The organism is Parafrankia colletiae (genome assembly GCF_001854655.1).
In the GTDB taxonomy this organism is placed as follows: Bacteria; Actinomycetota; Actinomycetes; order Frankiales; family Frankiaceae; genus Parafrankia; species Parafrankia colletiae.
In genome coordinates this window covers 14,801-29,315 of record NZ_MBLM01000014.1, presented here as the reverse complement: position 1 = coordinate 29,315, position 14,515 = coordinate 14,801, and the positions used below count along the sequence as shown (strand labels likewise).

Annotated in this window: 9 protein-coding genes; 3 read left to right on the top strand and 6 right to left on the bottom strand. The window is 73.8% G+C overall.

Annotation, left to right across the window (positions count from 1 at the left end; genetic code table 11):
• The first annotated feature begins 522 nt into the window (after positions 1-522).
• Positions 523-1,251: an SDR family NAD(P)-dependent oxidoreductase gene (locus CC117_RS03785; protein ID WP_071082375.1), complete on the top strand. Its 729-nt coding sequence runs from the start codon at positions 523-525 to the stop codon at positions 1,249-1,251.
• 54 nt (positions 1,252-1,305) lie between these two features.
• On the opposite strand, the gene CC117_RS03780 is transcribed toward CC117_RS03785, so the two are convergent.
• Both CC117_RS03780 and CC117_RS03775 read right to left on the bottom strand, forming a co-directional pair.
• Positions 1,306-3,282: an MDR family MFS transporter gene (locus CC117_RS03780; protein WP_071082406.1), complete on the bottom strand. Its 1,977-nt coding sequence runs from the start codon at positions 3,280-3,282 to the stop codon at positions 1,306-1,308.
• Positions 3,283-3,589: 307 nt separating this feature from the next.
• Positions 3,590-3,892 (bottom strand): YiaA/YiaB family inner membrane protein, encoded by a 303-nt coding sequence (locus CC117_RS03775; protein ID WP_071082374.1) that lies wholly within the window; start codon positions 3,890-3,892, stop codon positions 3,590-3,592.
• Positions 3,893-4,006: 114 nt separating this feature from the next.
• On the opposite strand from CC117_RS03775, the gene macS reads away from it, so the two are divergent.
• Together macS and CC117_RS03765 are read left to right on the top strand one after the other, a co-directional pair.
• Positions 4,007-5,275, top strand: coding sequence for a MacS family sensor histidine kinase (gene macS, locus CC117_RS03770; protein ID WP_241829811.1), 1,269 nt, complete (start codon positions 4,007-4,009; stop codon positions 5,273-5,275).
• Positions 5,262-6,014: a response regulator gene (locus tag CC117_RS03765; protein WP_084131464.1), complete on the top strand. Its 753-nt coding sequence runs from the start codon at positions 5,262-5,264 to the stop codon at positions 6,012-6,014. The genes macS and CC117_RS03765 overlap by 14 nt, the downstream gene beginning before the upstream one ends.
• A 65-nt stretch (positions 6,015-6,079) precedes the next feature.
• Here CC117_RS03765 and CC117_RS03760 read toward each other — a convergent pair whose 3' ends face one another.
• From CC117_RS03760 to CC117_RS03745, 4 genes are read right to left on the bottom strand one after another with little or no spacing between them, the layout of a single operon-like run.
• On the bottom strand, positions 6,080-7,327 hold the full coding sequence (locus tag CC117_RS03760; protein ID WP_071082373.1) for a VWA domain-containing protein: 1,248 nt from the start codon (positions 7,325-7,327) through the stop codon (positions 6,080-6,082).
• Positions 7,317-9,947, bottom strand: coding sequence for a DUF5682 family protein (locus tag CC117_RS03755; protein ID WP_071082372.1), 2,631 nt, complete (start codon positions 9,945-9,947; stop codon positions 7,317-7,319). The genes CC117_RS03760 and CC117_RS03755 overlap by 11 nt, the downstream gene beginning before the upstream one ends.
• Entirely contained in the window at positions 9,947-11,116 is a 1,170-nt protein-coding gene (locus tag CC117_RS03750; protein WP_241829810.1) for an ATP-binding protein, read from the bottom strand. Before CC117_RS03750 ends, CC117_RS03755 begins: the two co-directional genes overlap by 1 nt.
• Complete coding sequence (locus CC117_RS03745) at positions 11,113-14,427, bottom strand: SWIM zinc finger family protein (protein ID WP_071082371.1); 3,315 nt, start codon at positions 14,425-14,427, stop codon at positions 11,113-11,115. Before CC117_RS03745 ends, CC117_RS03750 begins: the two co-directional genes overlap by 4 nt.
• Between the last annotated feature and the right edge of the window lie 88 nt (positions 14,428-14,515).

Here is a 14,515-nt window from a genome sequence, read left to right as displayed (position 1 = left end):
CGGACGATGGGTACGTCGAGGGTCGGTACGCCAAGTTCGACGCGGCCTGAAACTCCATGGCAGACCACGATTCTGAACAGGTCGGCCTTGATTGTGAACCCCTCGGCACCCTGGACATCGCGTACCTGCTCCACGTCGAGCCGAGACGGCAGACGTGTGGTTCGGTTTCCATGCCAGAGGAAAGGGCGCCAGGTCAGGCTAAGACCGTCGAGAATCAGAATCCCGTTACGCCAACGACGCGGGAAGGTGCCTGTGGCGCCGCGGAGGAAACATGTGACGGCCACGGGCTGCCCGATGAGTCGACCCGCGTCCATCTCGGCCAGGACCTTGGCGACGGCATCCGGGTCGGTTGGTCTCAACCACCCGCGGAGAACGTCGAGTGCGGTGCGACTGCCAGGTGATCGGCGCGCACGGGACACAACCGTCATTATGGCCCAGCAGGCGCGGAGGGTAACCGGTCGCGATCGTGACCCGGTTCCGGGCGTGGCTGCGGGGAGGGGTGTTCCGGTCGAGGAGGTGGAGATGGCGTCTGAACGCCCGCTCGCGCTGGTGACCGGCGCGAGTCGGGGCATCGGCCGGGAGACCGTCCGGCAGCTGGCCGCACGCGGGTGTGACGTTGTCGCCGGCCTGCGCCGACCGGATGCCGGTGAGCCGGCCGCAGGCGGGCAGACATCGGCCGGTGATGGGCGGACGTCCGCCGGCGACGGGCGGGTCTTCGTCTRCGAGCTCGACGTCGCGGACCCGGCCAGTGTCGCCGCCGCCGCGGTGCACATCACCGAACGCCACGGCCGGCTGGACATCCTCGTGAACAATGCCGCGATCATGTACGACAGTGGCGCGCGGGCGGTGAGCGCCGATCTCGACAGTGTGCATGCCGCGATGGAGACGAACCTGTTCGGCGCGTGGCGGCTCACGCAGGCCGTGCTTCCGCTGCTGCGGCGCAGCGCCCACCCGCGGATCGTGAACGTCAGCAGCGAGGGCGGTTCGATCAGCCAGATGGCTGGCGGAACCCCGGCGTACTCGGTGTCCAAGGCGGCGCTGAACGCGCTCACCCGCCTGCTCGCCGGCGAGCTGGGCCAGCAGAATGTGCTGGTCAACGCGGTCTGCCCGGGCTGGACCGCCACGGACATGGGCGCCGGCGGYGGCCGTCCCGTCGCGGACGGCGCCGCCGGCGTCGTGTGGGCCGCGCTGCTTCCYGACGACGGCCCCACCGGTGGCTTCTTCCGCGACGGACAGCCGCTGCCCTGGTGACGTCCGGCCGAGGTACCAGGCCTGGGTGTCAGACCGAGGTGTCAGGCCTGGGCGTCAGGCAGGCGTGAGGTCCGGTTGCTCTTCGGCCATGAGGCGGCGGGCGATGCGGCCGATCGCCGCGCGGACCCGGGCGTCCATGACCGCGCGTTCGCTGTCGGATTCGATGAGCTGCTCCGACAGCCAGGACGTCCACGCGTCGCCCAGCGTGATGACGGCCGTGCGGCCACGGTCGGTGAGGAGCAGGAGCTCGCCGTCCCGGCTGAGGTAGCCCTCGGCCACGAGGCTGTCGTAGAACGAGGTGAGTACGCCGTGGGGGATGCGCAGGTGGCGCTCGATGTCTCGTTGCCGCGGCGGGTGGTCGCGCAGCCGGGTGCGTAGCTGCACGCCGAGCAGGCCCCAGGCGGTGGGCAGGTCGACGCCCGCGCCGGAACTGACCACGACGCCGCCGATCGCGGCCCGGTCGCGGCGGACCAGGTGGCTGATCAGTGTCTCCAGCTCGGCGTCGGAGCTCTGGCTCGCGGGCATCGCGAAGCCCTTGCCGGGGCTGCGGACGGCTTCGCGCGCCGTCCCGCGCAGGGCGACCTGGGGCAGGAACAGGGCGACGAGCAGGCCGGCCACGGCGATCGGGACAGCCCACAGGAAGATCGTGTGGACGGCCTCGGCGTAGGCGCCGATGACGGGTGCCCGCGCGCTCGCCGGGAGGCTGTGCACGGCCGCGGGGTTGGCGACGGCGTCAGGTGACACCCTCGCTTCGGCCAGTGCGGACGGGAGTACGTCGCCGAGGCGGTTGGCGTAGACGGCTCCCATGATGGACGCGCCGAACGACCCGCCGAGGGTGCGGAAGAAGGTGACGCCGGAGGTGGCCGCGCCCAGGTCCCGGTAGTCGACGGTGCTCTGCACGATGATCGTCAGGATCTGCATGGACAGGCCGATGCCTGCCCCGAGCATCAGCATGTAGAGCGACTGGAGCAGGACGGGGGTGTCCGCGTTCATCCGGGACAGCAGAAAGAGCGCGAGTGCGGTCACGGCGGTACCCGCGATAGGGAACGGTTTGTACCTTCCTGTGGCCCCGACGATCTGACCGGAGACGATGGCGGTGGTCAGCAGCCCGAGCACCATCGGCAGTGTCCGGACGCCGGACATGGTCGCCGACGCCCCGCTGACGTACTGCAGGTAGGACGGCAGGAACGTGAGCGCGCCGAACATCGCGAACCCGACGATGAAGCTGAGGACGGACGCGGTGGCGAACACCCGGCTCCGGAACAGCCGCATCGGCAGGATCGGTTCGGCGGCGCGCAGCTCCACCAGGACGAAGAGTCCCAGGGCGAGCACCGAACCGGCGAACAGGCCGATGATCGTGGCTGATCCCCAGGCGTACTCGGTGCCGCCCCAGGYCGTGGCAAGCGTCAGCCCGCTGGCTCCGAGGGCCACGAAGAGGACACCCAGATAGTCGACCTTGGGACGTCCGACGCTCGTGCGACCGGGGATTGTGCGCGCTGCCAGCGCTATCACGACCACCGCGATGGGGATGTTGATGTAGAACGCCCAGCGCCACGACAGGTGGTCGGTGAACAGACCGCCGAGCAGGGGGCCGACGACGGTCGTGAGGCCGAACACCGCGCCGAGCGCGCCCTGGTAACGCCCCCGCTCGCGCAGCGGGATGACGTCACCGATCAGGGCGGTGGCGGTGACGAGGATGCCGCCGGCACCGATGCCCTGCACGGCGCGGGCCGCGATCAGCACGGGCATGGTGCTCGCGAGCCCGCAGAAGAACGACCCGACGACGAAGATGATGATGCTGAGCTGGAAGATCCGCTTGCGGCCGAACAGGTCGCCGAACTTGCCGGCGAGGACGGTCGCGATCGTCTCGGCCAACAGATAGGACGTGATGATCCAGCTCATGTGGCCGGCTCCGCCGAGATCGCCGACGATCGTCGGCAGCGCCGTCGAGACGATCGTCTGATCCAGCGCCGAGAGCAGCATGCCCAGCAGGATCGTGCCGAAGATCAGGTTGACCTGGGCGCGCGGCAGGGCGGGTGCGGCATCCTCCTCTGTCGGGCCCGCTGGGCCCCCCGCGCCCGCCGGCCGTTCGTGGAGGTCCGTGGCGCTCACGCCGCGACCACGGAGGCTGCCGGCGCCGGGTCGGTGCAGGCCGGGCGGCTGGTGCGCCCGCCAGGTCCGGTCCGGGCCGGCTGCCTCGGTGGCCTCGATGTGCGCATTCGCGTCGCCTCCTGTGCGGGTGCCGCCTGGGAGTTGTCCGCTGTGTGCGGCTCCGGGCCTCCCCTTCCTCTCCACGGCGCAGGAACTTAAACCGAGTTCAGATGTGTACGGAGCGTGGTCAGTGCAGCTGGCCAGGCTGCCGGAAGGGGTCGTGCTCGGCGAGGAGCCGTTCCAGCCGGGCCTGGTCGACCCGGCTGACGACGGCGGACGCCTCCTGATGGTCACGGACGCACTTGGAGAGCGTGAACGTCGACGTCACGACGTAGAGCATGCCGACAGTGAGGAAGCCGCGGATCCATCCGTCCCCGGGGAGGTGCGCGATCGCGTAGGCGACCGCCGACACCGAGATGGCGAAGGAGAGAGCGGCCTGCACCATGAACGCGGACGTCGTCTTCGGGGCGGGAGGCTTGGTGGTGGTCACATCTCCAGCCTGGGCCGGCCGGCGCCGTCTGACCTGAGTCGCCGTACTCAACTTTCCGCGGCGCTACGCGTTGTCGTAGGAATCGGGACTTTCTGCAACACTTGCCGGGTGCGCATGCCGCTGCGGATGCTGCGGGGTTCCGATCGTCTTCGCGGGCCGGAGGGTGTGCGCGGCGCGCTGTGGCGGTCACTTGCCGTGTTCCGGCTGGCGACGGCGCTCTACGCGTTCGTCACGGTCGGGCGCGATGTCGGGCAGACCGCGCATCCGGCGAACGGCATCGTCTGGTTCGGTGTGCTGGTGGTCTGGTCGGTCGTCATGTCGCTGTTCGTACCGGCGACCGACGGTCGACGGCCGCGGGTCCGCACGGCGCTGGTCGTCGCCGACGTCGCTGTCTGCGCAGTGATCATGATGACGACCGATGTCGTGAGCCCGGATGGATCGGCGGACGTTCTGCCCGCGCTGTGGACCGGGAGCGGTGTGTTCAGCGCTGCGCTCGCAGGTGGAACAGCCGGGGGCATCATCGGCGGTGTGACGCTGGCCGCGGCGTCCGTCGCCGCGCGCGGATCGGTGGACGACGTGTCGATCCGGCCGGCTGTCCTGTTCGTCCTGTCGGGAGCCATCGTCGGCTACCTGAGCCGGACGGCCATCCGCGCCGAGGCGGCGCTGGCGCAGGTGCTGGCGGTGCAGGCCGGGAACGCGGAGCGGGAACGCCTGGCCCGTAACGTCCACGACAGCGTCCTGCAGGTCCTTTCGCTGATCGCGCGCGAGGCACCGCACGGCCTGGCCGCGGCCGAGGTGGCCAGGCTCGCCGCCGATCAGGAGTCGGCACTGCGCGACCTGCTGCGCACCCCGGGCCCGCCCCGGGCGTCCGTCGCGCACCCTCCGCCGGGCGGTGGGCCGGGCAGCCGTGCGCACGATGGCGCCTCCGGGCTGACCGTGGCCGAGGTGGATCTCGGGCCGCTGCTCGCCGAGGCGGCACGAACATCATCATCACCGTCGCTGGCGCTGGCGCTGCCACCACCGTGGCCGCCTCTGCGGGGGGCGGTGACGGTCTCCACCCCGGGAGTGCCCGTGGAGCTGCGGGCGGATCATGCCGTCGAGGTTGTCGCCGCCGTCCGCGCGGTGCTGGACAATGTGGTCGCCCACGCCGGCCCCGGAGCCTCGGCGTGGCTGCTGCTCGAGGATGACGGCGACTCGGTGGCCGTGACGGTCCGCGACGACGGGGTCGGTATCGCACCGGGGCGGGTCGAACGGGCCGTGGCGGAGGGCAGGCTCGGGCTCGCGGTGTCCGTGTGCGGACGGATCCGGGAGCTCGGTGGCGACGTCGTGGTCACCGGCCGTCCGGGTGAGGGGACGGAGGTCGAGCTGCGTGTCCCGCGCTGACGGCACGGACGAGGTGGACCACACGGATGACACCGGCGGCGCGGCCGGCGGGACGACGAGAGTGGTCGTCGTCGACGATCATCCGCTGTGGCGGGAGGCGCTGAGCCGGGACCTCGGCGAGGCGGGGTTCGCGGTCGTCGGCACCGCGGGCTCGGTCGCGCAGGCGCTGCGGGTCCTGGCCGCGACCCGCCCCGACCTGGTCGTTCTCGACCTGGGGTTGCCGGACGGCTCGGGCGTCGAGGTGATCCGCGCCCTGGTCGGGTCGGCCGGGTCGCCGCACCCGCTTACCGGCGCCCCGGTGTCGATACTGATCGTGTCCGCCTCCGGGGAGCAGACCGATGTCCTGGATGCTGTCCGCGCCGGGGCCTCCGGGTATCTGCTCAAGTCGGCCAGGCCGGAGGAGCTCGTTGACGCCGTCCGGCGCACGGCGCGCGGGACGGCTGTCTTCACCGCGGGGCTGGCCGCGCTCGTTCTCGGGGACATGGCCCGGGCGGCGCGGGATCAGGGCCCGCGGTCGGAGGCCGGGTCGCCGCCGACGCCGCGGCTGACCCCGCGTGAGATCGAGGTGCTCAGACTGGTCGCGAAGGGTCTGTCCTCCCGGGACGCCGCCCGCCGGTTGGGCGTGTCGCACCGGACCGTCCAGAACCACGTGCACAACGTGCTCGCGAAGCTGCAGCTGCGCAACCGCGTCGAACTGACCCGCTTCGCCGTCCGCGAAGGCTACGACGACGCCTCCTGAGCCGCCGAAGCGGGCATGGGCGCCTGCCGATCCGGCGCGCCCGCAGCTCACCGACTTCCGTGCCGTCAGCCGTGGGACAAACCGTGGAGGGCGGCCCATCGACCGACGTCCTCCCGGCGCAGGGCTGTGGCGAGCAGGTCGGGGAAGCGGTCGGGGGTGCAGGCGAAGGCGGGCGCGCCGAGTTCCGCGCAGATGGCGGCGAGCTCGTGGTCATAGGCGGGCVCACCGTCGTCCGACAGTGCCAGCAGCACGACCACGGTGACGCCGGCGTCGACCAGGTTCCGCAGCCGGGCGATCAGTGAGGACTGGTCGCCGCCCTCGATGAGGTCGCTGATCAGGAAGAGGACGGTGTCGGTGGGCCGGCGCACCAGGCTCGCGCCGTAGCTGACCGCCCGGTCGATGTCGGTGCCGCCGCCGAGCTGGACGCCGAAGAGCACGTCCACCGGATCGTCCAGCGCGTCGGTGAGGTCGACGACGGAGGTGTCGAAGACGACCAGCCGGGTGCTCACAGCTTTCAGGCTCGCCAGCGACGCGCCGAGCACGCTCGCGTGGACCACCGACGAGGCCATGGAGCCGCTCTGGTCGATGAGCAGGACGACGTCGCGCAGCGCCGCGGCCTTCCGCGCCCGCTCGTGCCCGATCAGCCGGTCGACGATGACGGTGCGCTGTTCGGGCTGGTAGTTGCGCAGATTCGCGAGGATCGTGCGGTTCCAGTCGACGTCGGGCAGCCGGGGGGTGCGGGTGCGCTCGGCCCGGTTGAGCGCGCCCAGCACCGCCGAGTGCAGGGAGTGTTCGAGGCGGCGTTCGATGTCCTCGACGACCTTGCGGACCACTGCCCGCGCGGTCTGCCGGGTGCGTTCGGGTAGCGCGGACCGCAGTGAGAGCAGAGTGCCGACCAGGTGGATGTCGGGCTCGGCCGCGGCCAGCAGCTCCGGTTCCATCAGCAGCCGGGCGAGGCCGAGCCGGGTGACCGCGTCACGCTGCAGCACCTGCACGACCGACGACGGGAAGTAGCCACGGATGTCACCGAGCCAGCGGGTCACTGCGGGGGCGGAGCCGCCCAGGCCGGCCGACCGCCGCCGCGGGCCGCCACGACCGCCCGCTCCGCCGTCTCCGGACCCGTCATCGCCACTGTCGTAGAGCGCGCCCAGGGCCGCGTCGATGTCCGCGTCCCGTTTCGACAGGCCGCCCGCGGCGCCGAACGCCGGCGCGGCGGGCGCGCCGAGGACCAGCCGCCACCGGCGCGTCCGCTCGTCCTCGGCCCCCGGCAGGGGTGCGGATGACGGCATCGCAGTGGTCTGGTCAGCGGGCATCGGAGCCGTCCTTTCCTACGGTGGCGAGACCCAGCAGCGCGGTGAGGGCCGGCAGCACGGCTGTGACCCGGTCGATGTCCCAGGCCGGGCCCGTCCCGCTGTCCACCGGTGGGTCGCCGGCCAGCGGAGATGCCGCGCCAGCCGCGCCGACGGATGTCTGCACGGCAGCTGTGCCGCCGCCGGGTTCCGTCACGCCCGGTCCCGCGGTGGCGGACTGGGGCAGGCCGGCGCGGACCCGTTCGCCGATCATGCGGCGTTCGTGGCCGCCGAAGGCGGCGAAGGCGCGGCGCAGCGGAGCGAGTGCCAACACGAAGTCCTCCGCGTCGAGGCGGCACAGCCAGGTGTCGACGAGCGCGAGCAGCGCCGGGTCGCGGGCGAGCACCGAGCCGGCCCGGCCGAGGAAGCCGGCGAGCCAGCGCGCCGCGTCGGCGGGTGCGCCGCCGACGGTGGACAGCGCCCGCGCCAGTCGTGTCGACACGTCCGCCGCGGCCAGCTGGCCGGCATCGGCGAGGACCCGGGTGCACCGCCCGGTCACCAGTGGGTTTCCGCCGATCTGGACGGCCGCGACGCCCACGGCCGTGTGCCACCGGGCGATGTGCTCGGGGTCGGCGATGAGCCGGAACGCGGCGTCGGCCCCGTCAATGGCTGCCGTCATCGCGTCGGCGGCGTCGTCGTCGAGGCTGACGCAGGCCGGTGGAAGCCCGGCGCAGATGCGCGTCATCAGGCTGTTCGTCAGCCCGACGACCAGGGCGGTGTCGCTGCCGCGCACGTCGCCGTACCGGTGTACGCGGGCCAGCGGTGCGAGTGCCCGCATCAGGTGGGCGACGTCGCCGGTGGCGGCGGCACGGCGTTCGAGGCCGGCGGACACCGCCTCGAGTGCGGTGGGCAGGTCCGCGAGCACCACCTGCTCGAACAGTTCCGTGATCGCGGCGAGGTCGGCGGCGACATCGGTGCGGGCGGCGACGACGGTCGTCGCGGCGTCCGCGACGGTGGCACCGTGCCGGGCCGCGGCGATGAGGTCGAGGGCGAACGACGGTCGCCAGGCGAGCTGCCAGGCCTCGGCGAAGGTGCCGGTGCTGGCGGTCTGCGCGGGGACGCCCCAGTCGATGCCGAGCAGCCGGAGCCGGTGCAGCAGCGCGCTGCGGTCCCGGTCGAGGTCGCGCCGCAGATCCAGGCGCAGGGCCCGTTCGGTCGGGCTCGGCGCCAGCCGCAGTCGCTTCTGCGCCCGGGTGAGGTCTGCGGCCAGGGGAACGGCCGGGACGTCCGGCCCGACCTCGCCGACGACGTCCCCGACGACGAGCTGCTCGCGGACGACCCGCAGCGGAACCTGGTCTCCGGCGCACAGCCCGGCGAGGACCGCGTCGGTGAGCTCGGTGAGGCCGGGGGCGGCGCGGTCGCGGACCGCGGCGAGTGTCTCGGCGAGACGCACGGTCTCCACCGCCGAGGCCGTCGAGGCGGGCAGGTCAGCGGCGCGGAGCAGGGCGGCGACCCGGGCCACCCAACGGGCGGTGGTCTGGTCGGGTGTGGTCCACAGATGGTGGTACCAGCCCGGCGAGGCGATGCCGGCACCATAGCCGGAGTCGGCGGCCAGCAGCGCGTGCGTCCATGGCACCCAGGTTGTGGCGGTGCGTACCGGACGGATGCCGCGCAGCAGCTCGCGGTCGGCGGTGACGGTGGTCCGGCCGGTTCGCCCGGCGAGCGCCGGGACGTGCCAGGCGCCGCAGATCACGGCGATCCGGCGGGCGGCGTCCGCGCCGGTGCTGGCGGCACGGATCTCCAGCCGCATGTGCGCCTCACGGAGCAGCTCGCGATGCCGGCGCTCGTCGCCACCGTGCCGGGCGGCGGGCCCGCCGTTGCCGCCGTTGCCGCCGTTGCCGTTCCGTCCGTCGCGGTCGCCTCCGCTTCCGCGGGGGCGGTCGCCGCGGTCGCCCTTCCCGTCGCCGTCGCCGGGGCTGGTGTCGCCCTCGCTGTCACGCAGCGCTGCCATCGACTCGGCGACGGCGGCGAACAGGGTCACAGCGCCTGCTCCGTCGAGCCGGCGGTGCTCGACGAGGTCCTCCCAGAAACGCTCCGGGTCGTCGTGACCGGCGGCGAACGCCAGCCAGCCGAGCGGGTCGGCGGCCACGTCAGGCACTCCGGCCATGYCCGGCACCCCGGCTGTGTCGGGCGCTCCGGGCGCGGCTGGTGCTTCGGTCGGGTCCGACGGCCGGCCGAGGTCGGAGGCATGCCTGGTCGCTTCGGCGGCCAGGTTCTGGGTGGCTGCCAGGGCGGGCCCGGTTTCCGGGGCCCCGGCCGCGGCGCGGCGGCGCAGCGCCAGGTCGTGGCCGAACGGAAGGTCGATGAAGCGGGTGCGGACTCCGTTCGCCCGGCCGTGCAGCAGGGCCTGCCATTCCGGTGAGAAGTCGGCGAACGGCCAGAACCCGGCGTCGCGCGGCTCGTCGACGGCGTAGGCGGTCAGTGCCACGGGCGGGGTGAGCGTGCCGAGGTGGGTGAGCGCGCCGTCGCCGTCGGGTGGTCCTTCGACGAGGATCAGGTCGGGGTCGAGCTCGGCGAGTGCCGCGCGCACCGCCCGTGCCGAACCGGGGCCGTGGTGGCGCACGCCGAGGTAGGTGACTGTCATCAGGCGCCCCCGGGGGAGGCCAGCGCGCCGTCCTCCTCCAGATCCCGGCAGGCCCGGTAGAGGTCCGCCCAGCTCGCCCGGTCGCGGACCACCCCTTCGAGATACTCCCGCCAGACGACGGGGTCGGTCGACGGATCCTTGATCACCGCTCCGAGGAGGCCGGCGGCGATGTCCTCGGCGCCCAGCCGGCCGTCCCCGAAGTGCGTCGCCAGGGTCATCCCACCGGTGATCACACTGATCGCCTCGGCGGTGGAGAGCGTCGCGGTCGGCGACTTCAGCGTGGTGCGGCCGTCGCCGGTGACACCGGCCCGCAGCTCCCGGAAGATCCGAACGACGCGGCGGACCTCGTCGACGGGCGGCGGCTCGTCCGGCAGCGCCAGCGACCGGCCGATCTCGGCGACCCGCCGGGTGACGATCTCCACCTCGGCGTCCTCGCTGGCGGGCAGTGGCAGCACCACGGTGTTGAACCGGCGTCGCAGCGCCGAGGACATCTCGTTGACGCCGCGGTCACGGTCGTTGGCGGTGGCGATGACGGTGAACCCGGCGACCGCCTGCACCTCGCTCGACAGTTCGGGAATCGGCAGGGTCTTCTCGGACAGAACGGTGATGAGCGCGTCCTGCACCTCCGCGCCCATGCGGGTGAGTTCCTCGACCCGGGCGACCGACCCCGTGGTCATCGCGCGCATCACCGGCGAGGGCACCAGCGCCGCCGGTGACGGCCCTTCGGCGATGAGCCGCGCGTAGTTCCAGCCGTAGCGGACGGCATCCTCGGAGGTTCCGGCAGTGCCCTGCACGACGAGCGTCGAGTCGCCGCTGATCGCGGCCGCCAGGTGCTCCGAAAGCCAGGTCTTGGCGGTGCCGGGGCTGCCGAGCAGCAGCAGCGCCCGGTCGGTGGCGAGGGTGGCGACCGCCACCTCGACGAGCCGGCGGGAGCCGATGTACTTCGCCGAGACGACCGTCCCGTCGTCGAGCTCGCCGCCCAGCAGGTAGGTGACGACCGCCCACGGGGAGAGCCGCCAGGACGGCGGCCGCTGCCTGGTGTCGGCGGCGGCCAGCGCGGCGAGCTCGTCGGCATAGGCCTGCTCGGCGTGCGGGCGCAGCAGGTGCGGGCTGCCGGTGGGGCTGCTGTCAGCCGGGGCGGCGCGCAGGGGCGTGGCGGGCGCGGTCATCGGGGGCCTTCCTGGACGAGCCGGACCGGGCGGGCCGGTCCGGCGGCGGTGCCGGTGGGGGGCGGGGTCGCGAGCGTGGCGTGCAGCCGCCGCCGCGCTTCGAGGGCGGAGCACAGCGTGGCGTGCCCGTCGACGTAGGCCTTCGCGATCAGGTGCGGGTTGAGATGGGCGAGGTCGAGGCCGACCTCGGGGTCGATCCGCCAGGCGGTGGCGGTAAGCAGGTGCAGGACCCGCGACGTCACCCGGGTGTCTGTGGATGGGCTGGTCAGCAGCGCGGCCAGGGGGACGAGCGCGGCCCGGGAGAAGTCCGTCGACCAGCGTCCGGGTACGGAGGCGAGCAGTAGCGCGGCCCGTTCCGCCGGCTGCCGCGGGCGGACCCGCACCGCGACCGGCGCGCGCGGGTCGCCGGGCGGCTGGGACGCCGCCAGCGGATGGCCGCGCAACGCCAGTGTGAGTCCCTCCGCTCGGGCCGGCTCGGGCAGGCAGGTGATGAGACGGCCCTGCTCCTCGGGTTCGGAGTAGGGCAGCAGCGCGAGCACCCATTCGGGGCGGTGATGGCGTACGACGGCGGGGAGCAGCGCGCGTCGCAGCCAGGACGCCGGCTCCTGAGCCACTCCCGCGACGGTGACATCGGCGGCCAGGAACTGTTCGGCGGTCAGCCCGGTGCGCTCCGCCCAGACGGCCGGGTCGACGCGGGTGAGCTCGGCGCTGAGAAGCATGGCGCGTGCCTCGGCGGTGCTGATGTTCGGCCGAGGATCGCGGATACCGTCCCGACACATCTCGTCGGTGATCCCGGCGGGTGTATCGAGCTTGAGGCGGTGGCTGCGGCGGCCGGGCAGGCCGTGTCGCGTCACGGTGATCAGCCCTTCGGTGCGGGCGGCCGCACGCCCTTCCAGGCCGGAGCCGGGCAGCCGCAGCGCGGACGTGACCGCGGCGTCCCTGACGTCGGTACGCCGGTCGTCGAGCGCGTGCTCGAGCAGGTCGATGTCCCACGGCCCGGCGCCGACCCGCAGCGCCTCGCAGAAGGCGACCCGCTCGGCCCCGCTCGCCTGGTCGAACGGCACGAACGGCGGCCCGTCGGCGGGGCCGCGGAGCAGCACGACCGCCGCGGCCGGGTCATCGTGGCGAAGTTCCTGCAGCAGCATCCGCCGCTCGGCGGCGTCAGCGGTCGGCCACGTGTCGACAGTCCCGCGGCGCGCCCACCGGCCGTCCGGATGCAGGCCGGCGAGCCACCTGCCGCGCTCGCCGAGGACCCGGCTGATCGCGACGCGGATCTCCGTCTCCCGCCGGCCCAGGGCCAGCAGGTCACACAGCAGGCCAGCCGGCGCCTGCCAGCCGTGTTCGGCCATCAGTTCCAGGCATCGCAGTCGGGCTTCGGGCTGGCCCGCCAGCGCGCCCTCGACGATGAGGGAGACATCCGGAGCGAGGACCGGCGTGTGGTCGGGCGGCGCCGGGGACGGCGCGGGCTCACCGCCGGCGTCGGCGGGGAGCAGCCCGGCCCGGCGTGCGACGGCGGCGAGCGCCACGGCCCGCAACAGCCTGTCCACAGCGGTCAGCGGCTCGTCGTCGTCGCGGGCGCCGTCCTGCTCGGCGGCGAGATGACCGAGACCCGGGAGGGGCGGTACAGCGGCCCGCGCCGCGCCGACGACAGCGGCGTCGACCAGCTCCGACCAGCCCGGCGCAGGCCGCACGGACCTCGGCCTGACGCCTGGCCCGCCGCCGCTGAGGCCGGTGCCGTCGCCGCGGCCAGCGCCACCGCTGCCACATGCGGGCTGATCGGGGCGGTCTGCCGGTGGGTTCGGGCCATCGTCGAGGTGAGCCCGCGACGAGGCCGCTGACAGCGGGGTGATGTCGAAGCCGTCCCACTCGACGACCAGGTCGAGCGGATGACCACCACCCACGGCGAGCAGCCACCAGCCCCACCGGGCCGCCGCGTCGCCGGCCAGCGGGAGCGCCTGCCCGGCACTGTCTCGCAGCAGCCACCCGACACTCTCCGCGCCGGGCGACCTGCGCCCGCCGCCGGCGCCCGCCCGGGCCGCCGGCGCTGCGAGCCGGGCACCTGCGGCAGCCGGCAGGACCGTGATGCCGCGGACGACGAACGCGACCGGATCGGCCCACGGATCCGCGGTGAGGGTGGCGGCGTGCGCGGACAGCACCTCCCGCCAGGTCGCCGCGGYGGAACCGGAGCCTTCAGGCCCAGACCCAGACCCAGACCCGAGGCTGGGCCCGGCCAGCTCAGTGAGCGGTTCGGGGGCGCCGGTCGCCCCGGCGAGCGCGAGCCTGGCGGGCCGGCGGCCGGGATAGGCCGCCACCTCCGCCTGGACGCGGGTGAGGACCGGCAGGCCGGGAGGCGGTGGATTCCTCCCCACGCCGAAGCTCACCAGCGGCGCCAGCGGCCCGGTCGGGGACGACCGCAGCCACTGCCGGCGCCCCTGCAGCTTCCCGGCCTGGAACAGCCGTTCGCCGAGGACGTCCATCGGCCCGGCCAGCCTGTCGCCGGCGAGCACGTCGGCAGTCGCCCGGGAGAAGCCGACCCGGTCGCGCACCACGTCGACGAGCTCGGGCGGTAGCTGGGCCCGCCTCGACCAGCCCTGGCAGAGCAGATGCAGGCAGCCGAGTCGGTCGGTGAGTCGATCCGGCCAGTCCGCGCCGCCGCGCGCGGCGAGGCGGGCCATCTCACGGACGACGTCGGCGAGCCCGGGCGCCTGCGCGTCGACCATCCGCGCGGCGAGACCCTCCCACCAGGCGGCGGGCTGCGCCTGGGCGGCGCCCAGCCCGTCGCGGGCGATGTCGGAGAGCCACCGGTTCAGCTCGGCCACACCGGCGTCGACCCGGGCCTCGCGCCGAGCCAGGGCGCGCACCGATGACGCTGATCTGGTAGTGCCGGACCCGCCCGGGCCGCCTGCGGTACCCCCGGCCGCGGCGCGCTGGGTGGCCCGGGCGTTGGCCGCGTCCACGCGGGCGGCACGCCGGCCGAGCCAGCCCGACACCCACTCCGGCGGGTCGCCGCCGACCGCCAGCGCGCCGGGATTGCCGCTGACCAGGAACAGCAGGCCCAGCGCGTGCTTGCACGGGAACTTCCGGCTCGGACAGCTACAGGTGGAGGCGGCCTCGGCGCCGCACAGCACCACCACCCGGTAGGGCGTCGCTCCGCTGCCACGGCACGCCCCCCATGCCGCATCGCCGGACGTGCCGAGCCCTGACCAGTTGCTCGCCCCGCTGAGGCGTTCACCAGCCCGGGCGGCGGCCGCGTCGGGCGCCAGGGCGAGCACGGTCTCGCGGGTCACGGTCGAGACGGTTGACGACGACATGGGGCAATCCTGGCGCCCACCTCCGACAGTTTTCGCGCCGCGGTCGGCCGCCGCCCCGGAGCGTCCGTGCGCGATCTGAATAGCAACC

What these genes read in the sequence shown, in the direction of transcription:
- macS (WP_241829811.1), top strand. Translation starts at nt 4,007, where the DNA reads ATGCCGCTGCGGATGCTGCGGGGTTCCGATCGTCTTCGCGGGCCGGAG.
- CC117_RS03750 (WP_241829810.1), bottom strand. Translation starts at nt 11,116, where the DNA reads ATGACCGCGCCCGCCACGCCCCTGCGCGCCGCCCCGGCTGACAGCAGC.